The organism is Kitasatospora saccharophila (genome assembly GCF_039529925.1).
GTDB lineage: Bacteria > Actinomycetota > Actinomycetes > Streptomycetales > Streptomycetaceae > Kitasatospora > Kitasatospora saccharophila.
The window spans coordinates 22453-38218 of sequence record NZ_BAAANS010000039.1 but is presented as its reverse complement, the minus strand read 5'-3'; the positions used below and the strand labels follow the sequence as shown (position 1 = coordinate 38218).

7 protein-coding genes are annotated in these 15766 nt (G+C 67.4%); 2 read left to right on the top strand and 5 right to left on the bottom strand.

What is annotated here, in order from left to right; translation table 11 throughout:
- Positions 1-44: 44 nt before the first annotated feature.
- The 5 genes from drmC to drmD are packed head-to-tail and all read right to left on the bottom strand — an operon-like array spanning position 45 to position 13815.
- A complete protein-coding gene (gene drmC / locus ABD345_RS25945) occupies positions 45-797 on the bottom strand; it encodes a DISARM system phospholipase D-like protein DrmC (protein ID WP_037600995.1) in 753 nt (250 codons plus the stop codon).
- A complete protein-coding gene (gene drmB, locus ABD345_RS25940) occupies positions 772-2808 on the bottom strand; it encodes a DrmB family protein (protein WP_344555115.1) in 2037 nt (678 codons plus the stop codon). The genes drmC and drmB overlap by 26 nt, the downstream gene beginning before the upstream one ends.
- Positions 2805-6539 (bottom strand): DISARM system helicase DrmA, encoded by a 3735-nt coding sequence (gene drmA, locus ABD345_RS25935; protein WP_037600989.1) that lies wholly within the window; start codon positions 6537-6539, stop codon positions 2805-2807. Before drmA ends, drmB begins: the two co-directional genes overlap by 4 nt.
- On the bottom strand, positions 6536-10615 hold the full coding sequence (locus ABD345_RS25930) for an Eco57I restriction-modification methylase domain-containing protein (RefSeq protein ID WP_037600986.1): 4080 nt from the start codon (positions 10613-10615) through the stop codon (positions 6536-6538). Before ABD345_RS25930 ends, drmA begins: the two co-directional genes overlap by 4 nt.
- The gene (drmD, locus tag ABD345_RS25925) at positions 10612-13815 is read right to left on the bottom strand and encodes a DISARM system SNF2-like helicase DrmD (RefSeq protein ID WP_051942584.1); all 3204 of its coding nucleotides are present in this window, start codon (positions 13813-13815) and stop codon (positions 10612-10614) included. The genes ABD345_RS25930 and drmD overlap by 4 nt, the downstream gene beginning before the upstream one ends.
- 158 nt (positions 13816-13973) lie before the next feature.
- Here drmD and ABD345_RS25920 point away from each other — a divergent pair, with 158 nt between their 5' ends.
- Both ABD345_RS25920 and ABD345_RS25915 read left to right on the top strand, forming a co-directional pair.
- Positions 13974-15077, top strand: a complete 1104-nt coding sequence (locus ABD345_RS25920; protein WP_037600983.1) for an ImmA/IrrE family metallo-endopeptidase — start codon at positions 13974-13976, stop codon at positions 15075-15077.
- Positions 15074-15613, top strand: a complete 540-nt coding sequence (locus tag ABD345_RS25915) for a PIN domain-containing protein (protein ID WP_030459225.1) — start codon at positions 15074-15076, stop codon at positions 15611-15613. The genes ABD345_RS25920 and ABD345_RS25915 overlap by 4 nt, the downstream gene beginning before the upstream one ends.
- The last annotated feature ends 153 nt before the right edge of the window (positions 15614-15766 follow it).

Sequence of the window (15766 nt, the reverse complement as noted above, 5' to 3'; positions counted from 1 at the left end):
AGCCTAAGCACTAGTGACGTGCACGATTCGGCGAGACCGGCGGATCAAACGCGCTCGTAGAGCTGGTCTTCGACCCGATAAATCGCTCGCTCGACGGACTCGGTCAGATTGGGGTTGTCGATGAGGACTCCGAACTCGACGTTGCCGTACTCCGCGCTCCAGGAGAAGTTGGCGCTGGTGACCAGGAGGAACCGGTGGTCGATAGCGAGGAACTTAGCGTGGTTGCGCACTGGTCCTCCATCGAACTCCCTCGTGCGTAGGACGATCCCTGGGCGAAGGTGCGCGGCCACCTCTGCTGTGGTCGGGGACCCGGGTTTGGAGTGCCGGTCGGCTGCTTGGGAATCGAGATAGACCCGCACATCGATCTCTGGACGGGTGGCCGCTCGGCGTAGTGCTCCCCAGAGCTCTGAGGACCGTTGGAAGTTGAAGGTCGAACAGGTGACGGATTGGCGGGCGCTGTCGACGAGGTGTGCGACGGAACTGGTCAGCGGACCGGACTGCGCGAGATGGCCGGGCATGGTCCAGAGCGGGTCGAGGGCGGTAGTGATCGACCGCGCTCCCTCCACGGCTCGGAGCACGGCCACGACCTGGCCTGTGCCGAGCGATCTTGGTCCAGAACCCCGTTCCAGCAGCGCTCGTATCTCGGGCCGGCGTCCGGCGGCGATCACCTTGAGGGCCGCCGTCAGGGTGTCGCCGTCGGTGAGCCGGTCGGCGAGCTCCCGGGCTTCGGTGCCGGTTAGGAGCCGCCCGAGCTGCCTTGCTGCTGCCGGGTCAATCGGCGTGGTCGAAGAAGCCAAGGTTGCTCCCAGGTAGGTCGACGAGGAAGCGCCGATCAAGAAAGCGGTTGGCCCGTTCGCAGGAGGTCTCGGAGGCCATGCCGCAGCAGTGGCAAGCGGCGCCGTGGAGGAAGTCCTCGGGGTCCTGCGGCGTGCGCGTGGCGCAGATCGGGTCGGAGGAGCACCGGGTGGCTCGATAAAGGGCGCGGGAGACGACCCCCTGCAGGCGCATGGGCTCGCTCAGCTGCACCAAGCCGCCGAGCGTGCCGTCGCTGTCCGAGGCGGTGGTGCAGATCAGCAGGCCAGCGGCGGCAGCCCGTCCCTCGGATGCCGGCCAGGCGTACAGGCGCTCGCTCAGGCTGGCTGCGGAGTAACCGCAGGTCATGGCCAGTTCGCGGATCAGCACGTGGGCGAGGGTGTGGACGAGCCAGTAGCGCGGCGGCCTCAGCCGGGTGTCGGGGTCGACCTCGACGGCCGTCTCGGAGAAACGACGGTGGAAGTTGCGCCGATGGGCGTCACGGTGCGCCCGCCAGATATCGCTGGTCGCGATCCGCTCCTCCCACGCAGCGACCGCTTGGTCGTCCAACTGCAGGAAGATGCCCTCCCCGCGGTCCTCGGTGGCGACGGTCCAGGCCGGATGGGCACTACGGGTCAATGGGACGAGCCGACGCGGCAGGTCCCCGACCCGGTCCATGGCGTCGATCCGGGTGAAGCCGATCAGGGCGTTGACCTTGCGCAGCTTTTCGACCGCGAGCACGCGGGCGATCTGCGGCGGCAGGCTGGGATCGCACTCTCGTTTCGAGAGCGTCAGCCCGCTGGCCGGGTCCTCAACCCCGGGTCCGAGCACGTCCTTTTGCAGGTAGAGCCATTCGGGAACGAGGAGGTCTACGGGATCCCAGCTGCGGATGCGCTCTTCCTGCTCCGCCTCGGAGGCCGCCGGCGCGTCAGCCGCCGCCACCGCCTCCGCCAGTTCGGCGTCCGACAGGTCGGTGACGTCGACCTTGCCGTCCAGCACGTCCCGCAGGGTCTCCAGGTCGTCGCGGTACTTCGCGAGCTTCTCGCCCAGAGCAGTGCGGACCTGGTCGGCGAGGTCGCTCTTACGCTCTTCCGAGGACTCCGGCATCACGATGATCGAGTGCGTCGCCGGGAACCACAGGTTGGAGGCACCGACGAGCATCAGCCGGGTGTCGTTTCCGCATCCGCTCGGCTCGAACGCGTCCAGGTGCGGGTGGCGCCCGCGGCAGCGCGGCAGCTTGGACCGTCCGGCTTCGCCCTGGGCCTCGTTCATCGGCCGCCGTGCGCCACAGGACTCGCAGTGGATCACGGCCGAGGCACCCTTGCCGGCCGTGCGGTCTACCATCTTCAGCGCCGGGAACTCTGCCTTGTCGCATTGCTGGCCCTGATGGACCCAACGCTCGTAGGGGAACTCGTCGAGATGACCGTCGACGCAGGCAAGCAGGTAGCGGGCCGGCACCGCCGGGCGCCGGGTCGGCCTGCGCATGCGGTCACCAGCTCGGCCGGTGCACCGGGTGTGCTCGAAGCAGGCCAGGTCGGTGCGGTAGGGGTGGGTGTTGCGGTAGTCGAACTGCGCGAGGCTGCCGAGCATGTCGCAGCCGGTGCATCGCAGCCACTGCGGGAACACGCGGGCTGGCACACCCAGGTCGTTGCCCTCGGTGGACAGGCTCATCTTCTTCGCCTGCCAGGGGAAGGGCCGCAGCTGGATATCCCGTGAGCGCAACAGCATCGCCACGGCCTGACGCAGCCGAGGTGCACGGATCTGCGGGACGCCGTCGCGGCGACGCCAGATCCGGTCCCAGTCGTCGAGTCCGGAAGGCATGACCGTGAACTGGGGAAGGTCCATGATCGCGCCCGGACCGTACGTGTACAGCAGGGAGGACGGGCGGCCCGAGCCGACCTTGGCCCTGTTGTGCTTGCGGCCCTCGTCCGACTCCCGCTCGGCGTCGCCCAGCGGATCGACGGCGTTGGACGCGTCGTAGAGGAACCGTGTCTCGGCAAGGGGTGCGGTGGTCACGAGTCCTCCTTGGGCGGAGCGAAGTTCCAGCTTGGGCTGCCGGGCGGTTCCACGAAGATCAGGTTCTCCTTGATCGGGCTCACCAAGAGGTTGATCTCCGGCTGCACCTCGCGCATCGAGTTGGCCACGACGAATGGTGGAGCGTCCTTCTTGTCCGCCCCGGAGCGGGCGTTCTCGGCACTGATCATGAGTGGTCCGAAGTGGGCTTCGTCCGAAGTCCGCTCGTAGACCAGGCCCTTGCGCAAGCGCGCCAGCTGCGTGCGCCGGTTTTCCCACTGGTCGAGCCGGTTGCGCAGACGCTGACGCGCCCGTTCGGCTGCGTTCTCGTCGGATGCGCGCTGCACCCGCGCCACCAGCGCGTCGATCAGCGCCTCCGCGAAGTCGCGCTCGGCCGCGATCCGGCCCGCGTGTTGCTCGGGCGACAAGCCGTCAGGTCGGACGGCGTCGAGGACCCGGGCCGCACTGACCAGAACGCCGTCCAGTCCGCGCTCCAGTGAGGTGACCGAGAACGGTGTGACCGACAGCGCCTCCACCCGGGCGTAGAAGGTCTCGTGGTAGTGCCGGAACTGCTCGAAGTGCGCGAGATCGCGCGGCCGGGCCCAGTTGCCCAGCGTAACCACAAGCCCCGGCTTGTCTCCGGAACGTCCCACGCGCGAGGACGCCTGGATGTACTCCGCCGTGTTCTTCGGCTGTCCGACCACGAGCATCAGCCCGAGCCGGGTCACGTCCACGCCCACCTGCAGCATCGAGGTGGCCAGGATCGCGTCGTACGGGCTTACCTCGCGGGTAGGCATCGGCTTGCCCGCCTCGCGCAGCGCGCGCAACTCCCGCTTACCGGAGACGGAGTCGAAGGCCGGGTCGAACGGCACTGCCATCTGGTCCAGCGTGGTGGTGATGTCGGCACTGGCCACACGGGAGGTGAGCTCCGCGGTGTTGAGCGTTCCGTAGGCCGTGCCGGTGCGGCGGGGCAGCTTCGACCATGGTCGCCGCTTGAAGAGAGCGGTTTGGATGTCGTCGCCCATGTAGCGGGCCATGCCGGCCAGTTCGCGGGTGGCGCTGAAGTAGCCGACTAGGGTCATGTAGGGATCGGCGGCCGGTCCGGACCGGTCGAGCAGCAGCTGCGCGCCGGCCATGAGGACCTCGGCGACCCGGATCTCCGCCGTGGTCAACCGAACCCCGGTGGTGCTGATCCCCACGTAGCGCCGGCCGGGGAAGTGCTCCGAGACGGGCTCCTCCTTGGAGAAGAACGTCTTCCCGGCGTCGAGCACCTGTGGCGGGAAGATCGTCACATCCCGCCCGTAGAGGGCGCGCACCTGATCGGCCGCGTTGCGGGCAGTGGCGGTGGAGGCGACCAACAGCGGCCGGACCGCCCGGCCCTGCGCGTCTCGCCAGCCCGCCATGACGTCGATTGCCACCTCGAACAGGCCCACCGTGGTGCCGAGCGCCCCGGTGATCAGGTGCAGCTCGTCCTGGATGATCAGGTCCGGCGGGCGCAGCCGCCCCGCCGGGCGGAGCCCTGCGGCAGGCAGACCGTCCTTGGCCGGATGCCTGCCGTTGTCGGTCAGCTCGCAGTACCGGGAGTCCGGGTGCACGTAACCATGCCGCCCACAGAACCGGGATACGTAGCCGAACAGGGAGGCGGCCTCCCCTTCCCGTGCGAGCCGGGCGAACTTGTCTACGGTGGCGATGACGAATGCCGGGGTGAGCCGGTAGATCTCCTCATCCACGGTCAGCACCGGCAGCCCCTCGGTCACCTCACCACCCTCGGCGAACGGGCAACCCGCAAGCTCGTCCCCGCAGTACACGTGTACCCGACGGGACGCCTTGACCGCCTTGACCTCCCGTGCATCGATCTTGCTTCCGCACCAGGGGCACCGCTGGATCTGCAACACCGTCAGCCGGTAGCCCGACCGGTTGTTGGCCTTCTCCAGCTGCGTCGCCGCCTCCTCGAACCGCTTCGGGCTCACATCCGTGCCCACCCACAGCCCAATCCGGAACGGCTCCTCCCCCCACGTCTGCGGCTCCGCCTTGCGCGCCAACTCAGCCGCGCACACCAACGCCGTCGCCCGCTGGAACTGCTGCGCCGTCAGCAGCCGCAGCGTGTAACGCATCAGCACGGACACACCTGTACCACCGTCCAGCGCGCCGTCCGGAGTCACGACGGCGCCCTGGCGCCGCCGGATCGCGAAGGTGTAGGCAGCCAGACCCAAATACGCCTCGGTCTTGCCACCACCGGTCGGGAAGAACAGCAGCTGCGCCTTCGCCAGATCGCCGGAGCGCTTCTCCGCCGCCGGATCGGTGAGCAACGGCAGCTGCATGAGAATGAAGGCCAGCTGGAAAGTGCGCCACGAGTGCGCCTTTGCTCCCTTGTCCGCCAGCACGGCGGCGCGAGCCTGCTCGATGCTCACCTGCGGGTGCTTGGCTCGGTGCTCGGCCACCTGAGTATGGATGCGCTGGTTCGCCATCACTCGGTTCATGAACTGGAAGCAGCGCAACGCCTCGTCGTCGCCGAGGAGGTGCTCCAAGCCATCGGCGAGCTGGCGCTGGACCTTGCGCGCCTCGCTGACCGCATCGAGACCCTCGCCCCGCAGGTGCTCCGGCAGAGCCTCGGCACGACGCTCCTCGCCATCCAGCCAGGCCGCGTACTCGCGGACGATCGGCTCCAGGCCGGCCCGCAGCTCCTCCCCGCTCGCCGCGGCGAGCGCGGTCATGTCCAGCAGCGCCTTGCCGATCTCCTCTGCCGTGGTCTGTGGCGTCTGACAGGTCGGCAGCCAGGTCGTCCACACTTCGCTGGCCCGGCGCGCACCCGCCGCCATCTGCCAATCCACCGAACATGTACGCCCGACGGCGAACTCCAGCCTGTCCCGGTATTGGAGATTCAGCCGCCGCAGCTCGTCGTCCCGCTCGTGACGGGTGTCCTCCACGGGATCCGCGACTGGGAGGAACACCTCGGCGCCACCGGCGTCCACGATCAGCTTGGTCTGGTAAAGCCACGCCTCGACCGGGATCTTGCGCGGCGTCTCCCGGTCATTGCACAACGCCACCTCGACGATCAGGCAGCCCCGCGCCTCGTCATCGTGCCGGTCGACGCGCAGCACGACCTTGTCCTTCAGCGGGAACTCCGTCGTTGCCGCTGCTTTGAGGTCGGCGACGGCGACCTTCGTGACGATCTCGATGGGCGTGCGCTTGTAGCGGCGGACGCGCCCGCCATCAGTGGCCTCGGACTCCACCTTGACCGGCTCGTACAGCCCCCAGGAGGCGGTGACCGTGAACGAGTCGAGATCGGACGGGACCTGGCAGCGCAGACCCATTGACGCGGGGATCATCAGTCCGCGCTGCTGCGGCTGGTCCTCGACGCCGGCGTCCTCGTCGGCGCCCGAGCCGCTCTCATCGACGGCCGTGACGGGCACACCGCGGCCCTGGTCCGCGTCCACGGCGTCACCGACATCGGTGGCCGCCTCGTTCGCGTCGACGTCCTGCGGGTCGTCGCGGCTGACGGTCAGCTTGAATGGGGCGATCCGGCCGATGAGGTACGCAGCGTCCGGCGCCGCGTCCAGCACCTCCTCCGGACCGCCTGCTGGGCCGAGCAGCTCCCGTTCGAGGATGTCGACCAGGTTCTCCCGCGCAGTCCACGACCGTCCGTCAGGCTCACGCACGAGCCGGTACTCCGCCTGGTCCTCGGCCTTGGCAGCGGGTGGCGTCGCGGCCGGCTTCGAGCTGGGCTTGCTCACTCGTCCTCACCCTCGATCTCATCCTCGCCCTCAGACGGGGACGGTGTCTCACTCTGTCCAGCAGCGCGGCGGTGATTTTCCTCCAGCAACCGATCCAAAATCTCCAACCGCGCTGCCGGGCTGACCGTCCAGCGCTCCATCTGCCGGTACGTATGGAACCCATGGTTCAGCGGAATATCACCCCAGCCGTAGGCCTCCATGACTGCCTCGTCCAGCGCAACGTGGATTTGTCGCAGCTGCGCCACGTCTGGGTCCGCCGAATCGGCGATATCCGGGTCATTGACGCGGTTGTACAGTTTAGTCAGTCCGAGATTGCGGCGCACCATGATTTCCCGCCGCCTAATGTCGAGATCCGCGCCTACCTTGGCGAGGCGGTCTGTGAACTTTGGCTGCGGCAACGTCACGAACGAGTCCGATGGCGTATAGCTCAGGTCTTTGCGTAGAGATGAAGAGTACCTACGTGCCCACAAATAATGAACGGAAGAACTGAGAATAGCATGCAGGGCGAATGAATCGGTTGCGAAGACCACGGTCTTCTGGTCGAAGATTTGTCGAGCGGGCACAAGAACTGGCTGCAGAGTATTGCTGGTCTGGGCCATGGCGATTACCTTGTCAAGCCCAAAAATTGCCTTGCGCATGGCCGGGCGAGGGCGCAGGAAGAGCCACCACGGAGCCTCTCGCACTGCTTTCGCTTTCGTTGCGCGTTCGGGCTTTACCCGCTCAAGCAAACGCCTGTATGGCAGCTCGTAATTCTCGGCCTGGTATTCCGATCGATTATAAAAGTCGATGATCCATCGGGATGGCGTGGAGTCGGGGCGAGAGTTAAGATCTTCGCCGTTGAGATAGGGGAAGAGCACCTCTGAATTCCTGGGATCAGCCTTAAGCCAGGCATCGGCCTCTTCGATCCCTAGTACAAAGCCCATGCCTTGAACGAAGCATCCCTTGAAGGCGATACCCGAATTCTCGGCGAGGCGCACTGGAGGCCCATCCACGCGACCAGCAGGCTCCAAGAGCGTGAGTACTTGCTGCGCTTCGACGCCATCGGCCACTCGCGGCACATCCGAGGCGATCGCGCTGCGAGTTCCCCACACGGCGGCATATTCAAGATTTGCACTAGTTGCGGGCCAGGGTCGGCTCTGAATCGACCGTGCGATGGTAAAGTTGTTGGCGACCATCTGGTCCAGGCCGACTTCCCGAGTGTCGCCTTGGGCAACGGTGTTCGTCGCGATGAGGCCAAGATTTCCCGTCCCTGCCAGCAGGGACATAGCGCGCAGGAAGAAGAAGGCAACGAGGTCGGCATTTCCCCGTCGCCCGGAGGCAAGAACGTTGACGAACCAGTCACGCACATTGGTGCCCATTGCGCCGGTAATCTTCGAACCACCCAAAAACGGCGGGTTGCCGATGATCGCGTCGAAGCCACCTCGTTCCATCACATCTGGTACGGCGAGGATCCAGTGCAGCGGCTTCCATCGCGCGTAATCAGTCTCAACCGAAGGCGTAAGCCCAGTCGTGAGGATGCCGTCGAACATGGCCCGGTTGGGCCTGGCGCCGTCTGCGGGGTAGGCCAGGCCGACTGCGATGCGAAGCTTCTCGTAGGCCTCGGTCAGCACCTTGCCGGGCTTGCCGCCGAGTCGCAGTCCGGCGGCGATCACGCCGTCGGCGACTTCCGCGAGTTGGCGGGTCAAGTCCTGGTACTCGCGCCACTGTCGCCGCTTCGTGGCCGCCGAGCGCTGCGGGTCGTCGTCGTTGACCTCGCTCGCCAGGCTTCGACGCAGCCTCGTAGCGCGCGTGAGGACGCCCTCGATGTCGAGGTGGCGGATCGTTGTGGTTCCTTCGCCGATGTCGAAAAGCGGTGTCGCGGCTGCCTTGACCGGGGTGATGTGGAGCGCGCGGAGCTGCTCGGCATCGGTAAGGCCAAGTAGGGAGTTGCCGTGCAGCACCTTGTCGTCGACGAAGGAAAACGGCAGTTTGGGGTCGAGGGAGACCAGCCACAGCGAAAGCTTGCACATCTCCACGGCCATGGCGTTGATGTCCGCGCCATAGAGACACCTCGCGACCACCGTCCTTATCGCATGGACGTATAGGTCATGGGCGGTCCCGGTCGCCACGCCCTCTCGGCGCCATGCCTCAACCAGCCGGGCGGCCAGGTACCGCGCGGCAGCGACGAGGAACGCGCCCGAGCCGCAGGCGATATCGGCGATCTTGAGATCGAGGATGTCGTCGGACGACGCTGGTCGCCAGGCGTCGTGGTCGGCGGTCTGGTATGGCCCAGGGTTGAAGACCAGCGGCTCCAGGGCGTGCTGGACGACCTCTTCCGCCAGTTTGCGCGGAGTGTAATGGGCGCCTGCCGTGGCGCGGGACGGGGTTTCGATGAGCAGGACGCCGCCGGGCTCGACGACGAAGGGCCGGTTGCGCAGGTCCCGTCGGATGATGCCGATGAGGGGCCGCAGCCGGTCGCGTAGTGTCCCGTCGGTGGTGACGGCGCGCAGGGCGCGTTCGGCGTCCTCGACTTCTCCGCTGCCGCGGATCGCCTTGGCCAGCGCGGCCTTGGACGGCGGTTTGGCCGCGGGCTGGTCGTCCTTCACCCAGGCCAGGATGGCGTCGGCCAGCTTCGTGGGGTCACGGTACCGGGCGGCCATGTCCTCCAGCTCGGCCAGTGGCATCTCCGGCTCCTCACCGGACTTGCCGATGAGGCCGACGGTGACCTCGTTCGTCTCCTCGCTGGAGTAGCCGAGCAGGCCCTCGTAGATGTAGCCGATCTGCTCGACGTCGATGTCGCGGAAGGAGATTCGCCGTGCTGGTTCGCCACGCAGCTCGGCCATCTGTACTGCGCGCAGCACCTCCAGCATGACCCGATCGCTGACCGTGATGGCCAGGGTGCCGCGCGGGCTGTGGGCGGTGAGGAACGGGAACCGGTCGGGGTCGAACAGCGAGCCACCGTACGAGGGCAGTCGCAAGTCCTCGAACGACGCGCCGCGCGATAGTGCCTGAGATGTCGCCAGCAGCCGGTGCCAGGTCAGGTGGGTTCCGTCGAGGGTTTCGCTGCCCTCTTCGCGCTCGCGACGGTCGAGGGCGTCCACCTCGTCGCTGATGCCGTAGCCCATGGCGAACAGCCGGCTCTGCGGAAGCAGGCCGCGTTCCTCGGCGAAGAGCAGGAAGACCACGCGCATCATCACCGTCACGGCGGCCTCGTAGACCTCCTCGCGGTCCGCCGGCAGAGGGTCGGGCTCGCCGTGGCGGACGGCGTCCAGGCCGGCCTCGGACAGGGCCTGGACGAGCAGCTCGACCGCGCGCCGCACCTGGACGCCGAGCGCTTCGGTGATCTCCTCGGCGGCGGCGACCGACTCGCCGAACAGCTCGGTCAGGCGGTCCTCTGGGCGTCCGCCGAGTAGCCGCCGTAGCCGGAGCAGTTCGACGAAGGCGTTGCGAGTCTGGGGTTCCTCGATCCAGGTCTGGGCGTCGATGATGCCGGAGGCGACCATGGTGTCCTTGCGGGCGCTAACGACGGCCCACCAGCGTCCGTCGGTGACGACGCCGATGGGGACCTTTCCGTGCCGCAGCAGTTCTTCCATGCGGTCGATCGGGCTGGTCGCCCAACCGTCGTCCAGCGGATCGCGTAGCGAGTCCACCGGGTCGACGACGAGGACGAGCGCGCCGATCGTCTCGCCGTGGGCGATCGCTCCGGTGGGCGTCACCGTCACGGTGTAGTTGGGCGACCGCACGCCGCCGGCGGCCTCGGCGAACAGCGCCCCAGTCAGATCGCTGGTGTAGTGGTCGCCCCAGCCGAGGATGTTCCGCAGAACCAGTTCGACCCAGGCGTCGCGGGCCTCGCGGTAGCGGTCGAGCGCGGACGGGTCGTCTCGGCGCAGGTCCCAGCCTTCCCATGCCTTCTCGAATGCCGGCTTGGCGTCCTTGAGCAGGGCCGCCTGGTCGGCACCGAGCTGGGGCATCCCCTGCTGCCAGACGCGCTTGAGGGCGGGAACGGACAGGAACGGCCCGTCGGCGTCCACCAGCTCCAGCCACGCGCGGTGGAGGTCGGCGGTGGAACGTGCTGACCCGGCGGACTTGCGCCTCATGACTGCGCCCTTCCTGCTTCAGCGTCGGCCGGGGTCAGTGCGAAGACCACGGCTGCGGCGGACACGTGCGGTTTGACATCGGCATACCGTTCACCGATCGCGGCGATCTCGCGCTGCTCCTCCTCATGGAGGTTTGCCAGCCGGTCCTCCATGGCCAGCAGGTCACGGCGGCGCTGTGCCTGCTGGTCGTCGGTGAACAGCAGTTCCTCCTGGGCCTGGATCTCCAGAGCCAGCCGCTGGCGGGACTCCTCCAGGTTGATCCGGAAGGCCCCGAAGATCTCCCGGGCACGGGAGACGTCGGACTCCTGGCGGGTGCGCAGCGCCTCCGTGACTCGCTCCTGGTGGGACTCGGCCCTGCGCGCCACGGCATTGAGTAGGCGGGTTCGCAGCCGGGAGTCCTCCGCGTCCCACAGCTGGGCGAGCGTGGCGCGCACGCCCTCGTCGGCCAGGATCAGGTGCTCCGCGTCGAGGGCCTGGTCGAGCACCTCCTCCACCTTGGCCTCGGCCATGGCCTGGCCCCGCAGACGCACGCCGGTGAGGAAGACCTCCTCGTGCAGCCGCAAGCCCCCGCGCCCGACGAGGACCAGCCGGGACACGGCGGCCACGCACGACTGCGGCAGGTCCTCGACCACGACTGCGGTAACCCGGTGCACTGGGGAGTCGACGCTGAACAGTGCGCTGCGCAGCAGCCGGGCCGAGCGTTGCATCAGCGCGTGGCCGAGGTGCACGTGCACCAGATCGGTGCGGTCCTGAGCAGCCTTGTCATCGAAGGTGATCAGGCGCAGGGCACCAGGGTTCAGGCGGGTGTCGAGCCCTTCGAGGGCGTGCTGCCACGCAGACCCGAGCGAGGGGATCTCGAACACCTTGGCGTCGGTGCGGTCGTCGCCGATCTCGATCAGCGGTGGCTGTGCAGTGAGCGCCAGAGCCGTGTCCACCACGCGACGGGCATTGCCTGGCGTCAGGTGCATCTCCAGCTTGCGCTGGTCGTAGGTGCGGGACAGCTCGGTGAGGCGGCGGTTTAGCTCGATGCCGCCCGCCAGTGCTCGGGTGATGATCGCGTCGCCGCTTTCGCGGTCGGTGGACCGGCTCTTGCGGGTGGCCGTGGTCGGGCTGAAATGCTCCTGCAGTTCGCCGTCGATGATCTGGTTGACCGAGCCGAGATCGTGGGCGACGTTGCCGACCTTCTCCGCGATGCGGCGCATGAAGTCCATGTCCGCGGCGTAGGTCGCCGAGGTCGAGTCGGGCGCGAAGTGGTAGATCTCGGGCGTGTGGTGCTGGCCGTAGCGGTCGATGCGCCCGATTCGCTGCTCCAACCGGGAGGGGTTGAACGGGACGTCGAAGTTGACCAGTCGGTGGCAGTACGTCTGCAGGTCGATGCCCTCGCCAGCCGAGTCGGTGGCGACGAGCACCCGCACGCGCTCCTTGCTCGGGTCCTCGGTGAAGCGGGCGCGGATCTCCTCCCGCTCCTCAGTGGGCGTGGATCCCTGGATAGTGGCCAGCACTTCGCCGTAGCCGCGTTGCGTGAGCACGTCGGCGATCCAGTCCAAGGTGGCGGCGTACTCGGTGAACACCACCACCCGCTCATTCGTCCAGGTCCTGCCGTCCGGACGGCAGATCGCGTCGAGGAAGCCGATCAGCGCCTTCAGACGCGAGTCCGGCCGGTGCTCGAAGCGCCGGCCCCATGAGACCAGGGCGGAAATCTCCTGGGGGCTCGCGGCTACCAGCGGATCGGAGCCCTTGCTCTGCCGCAGTGCGGTGAACTCCGGATGGTCTTCCCGGCCCTCCTCCTCGTCCGACTGCTGGCTGCCGAGGATCTCCTCGTAGTAGTCGTCCTCGTCATCCAGATCCGGCAGGCGACCCGTTGCGGCGGCCTGCTCGTAGAGCTCCAGCGTGCGGGCGAACGACCAGGGGCTGGACAGGAACCGCTTCTTCAGCAGCATCGCCACGATGTCGCCCGAGCGTTTCTTGCCGTTGGCGCGGGCGCTCTCGGCGAGGAGGCGCTCCAGAACCGCGAACTGCTGCTGCTCGTCGTCGTCCGGCGTGAACGGGATGGTCTTCAGCTGCCGGGTCTTGAAGCCCTTGTCCTTCAGCTCAGTCTTCAGCCGACGCACCGTCACCTCGCGCAGCGCTCGCTCGTCAAGGAGGGCGCCGCGGCTGAACCGCCGACCGTCGATCATCTCCAGTAGCGCGGTGAACGACTCCGGGTAGCCGTTGTGCGGGGTAGCGGACAGGAACAGGCGGTGCTCGCACCGCTCCGCCAGCTCGCGGGTGGCCACCGTGCGCTGGCTGTCCACGGCGTACCCGCGGTGGCCGTCCGCTGCGCTCGGGCCGGCGGGCGCAACATGGTGGGCTTCATCGACGACGAGCACATCGAACGCGAACCGCCGGGCAGTGGCCGTGTCCCGGGCGTCGGCGTAGATCGAGCGCAGCAGACGCTGTGCGCGCACCGTCGGCAGCCACGACAGGCTCACGATGACCCGCGGGAAGAGCCGGAACGGATTCGCGTTCAGCCCGTGGCTGCGCCGCACCTGCGACATCAGCTCGCTGTTGACGATCACGAAGTCCAGGCCGAACTTCTCCCGCATCTCGTCCTGCCACTTCAGTGCAAGGCTCGGCGGGCAGACGATGACGACCGAGCGCGCCCGGTGCCGCAGCAGCAGCTCCTGGATTACCAGGCCGGCCTCGATGGTCTTGCCCAGGCCCACGTCGTCGGCAAGCAGCAGGTTGGTGCGGGAAGACTGCAGGGCGCGGCGCAGTGGCTCCAGCTGGTATGCCTCGACGTTGGCGCCGCTACGGAACGGTGCCTGGTACGAGTCGGCGTCAGCGGAGGTGACCGCACCCCAACGTACGGCGTCAACGAATGCCGCGAGCGTGTTCGGGTCGTCGAAGCCATCCACTGCGATGGTCTCTGGCAGCCCCTGATCGGGCGCGACGGTGTGCCCGACCTCCAGCTCCCAGACCACCGCGAGCTCCTCGCCCAGGCGGTCCTCTTCGAGGGACTGGAGACTGACCACGTGGGTGAGCTGCGCAGTGCCCTCGTCGGCGGGGCTGCGCGGCAAGCCCTGCTGGCGCACATCGGTCACAGCCCAGGTGGAGCCCCGGACATTGACGACCTGCCCCGGTTCGGGGACCTGCGGCAGGGCCGCAGGCTGCACGGTGCGCGGGCCCCGCTGCACCTGCTCGTCAGATACAACCGCCATCGGGTGCCCCTTCGCTACCACCGCTGCTTGCCACCTGATCATGCCCGAGCCGGGACCATCTCTGGAGCAAACCAGCGGAAGAGTACGACGGCCCATGTGTCCCATCATCCTCGCGCTGTTTTTCGATTTTCGCAAACGGCCCTGCTAGCATGGCTTGCATGCCGAACACCCCCGACCGCGTACGCGAGCTGATCCAGGCATCGGGGCTGAGTCAACGCGATTTCGGCCTCCGAATCGGGCTCGACGACTCCAAGCTGTCCAAGTCCCTGAGCGGCAGTCGCCGCTTCTCGTCGCTTGACCTGGCGCGTATCGCCGAGCTGTGCACCGTGACAGTCGACTGGCTGATCACCGGGGAGGAGCCTCCGCTGGCTCTGGCAGCGCGGACCACCGGCGGTAGCGCCGGCGAGGCGATCCGCGCCGCGAGGCGATACAGCACGCTCAGATCAGACATGGCAGCTGTTGGTTTCCCGCAGCCGTGGCAGCCTGTGCTCCAGGGGCCCGCTGCAGGGAACTGGACGGAGCGGGGTCGCCGTCTGGCCACGAACGCACTGGGTGCTGTAGCTCGCCGCGGCCTGTCTGTACAACAGGAGGACCTCCCGAAGCTGGTGGAGGAGGTGTTCGGAGTCGACGTGGCGGTCGTCGAGGTGGGCCCCGACTTCGACGGGCTTGCTGCCGCGTCAAGCGAGGCGAAGATCATTGTGCTCGCTACCTGCCACCTCCCCTCTCGGCAGCGGTTCACTCTGGCCCACGAACTTGGTCACTTGCTGGCAGGTGACAACCAAGAGCTGCACCTCGACAACGACGTATTCGACAAGGCGTACGCGAAGGAGCCGAGCGAGATCCAAGCCAACGCCTTCGCTGCAGCCTTCCTCACGCCAGAAGAGGACATGCGCCAGGCTGTCGGCACGACCGGTCTCACCGAGGCATCTTTTGCCGCTCTAGCCTGCGACTGGATGGTGACCCCTTCGGCTCTCGCGTATCGGTTGCTGAACCTTCGTCTGATCGACGCCGGCGCCTGCGAGCGCTACAAGGCCATCACCTCGGCCAATGCGGCAGCCCTGGCTGGCCGTGGTGAGGAGCTCGCCCGACGGACCGTCATCACAAGCAGCTCTCGACCCCCAGGACTCCTCGTGCGCGACACCTATGCAGCCTACGAGGCGGGCGAGGCCACGCTCCGCCCGTACGCTGGCCTTCTTGGCAGGGACGTTGACGCGCTGAGGCGCGATCTGGAAACGGGAAGCGAGGCTTCCAGCTCCTCGTGAACGCCTACTTCTTCCCTGACAACACGGTGCTGTGCAATTTTGCCTCGGTGGAGCGACTCGATCTGCTCAAGGCAGTACTCGACGATCGCGGACGGTGGACCGCCGCAGTCGCCTACGAAGCGCACCGGTCAGCATCCGTCCTGCCCTCCCTCGGCAACGTCGCAGCTGACGGCTGGCTCGGCGAGCCAATCGAGATCACCAGTGACGTCGATGTCCAACAGATCAACCGCATCCGCCGCACGGTCTTCGGCGGCACCGACGACGAGCCGCTGAAGCACCTCGGCGAAGCGGAGACCTGCCACGTCATTCTGAACCTCGGGGAGTTCGCGGGCTCGTGGTGGATCTCGGATGACAACGAGGCGCTCAGATACGCACGACTCAAGGGCATCACCACCCGCGAGACAATTGATCTCATGGCCATCGCGGCTGTGAACGGGGATATCAGTGCACAGGACGCCTACGCGTTAATGCGGGCAATGGCCGCCCAGGGGCGGCATTTGCGGCTGCCCTCGTCCGCGGCTGACCTTCTGAACTGACGACCGGCACGTGTACCTGGCTCGTATGCGGGCCTGGCCCAGCGGGTGGTGGCGTGGCCAGCGGGTCCTGGGACGCCACTCTTGGCATCGTGGTGTTCGGGGCCGCACTTGCGTTTCGCGTGGCGCTTCGGCGGAGCAGCGCTGTACTTGTCA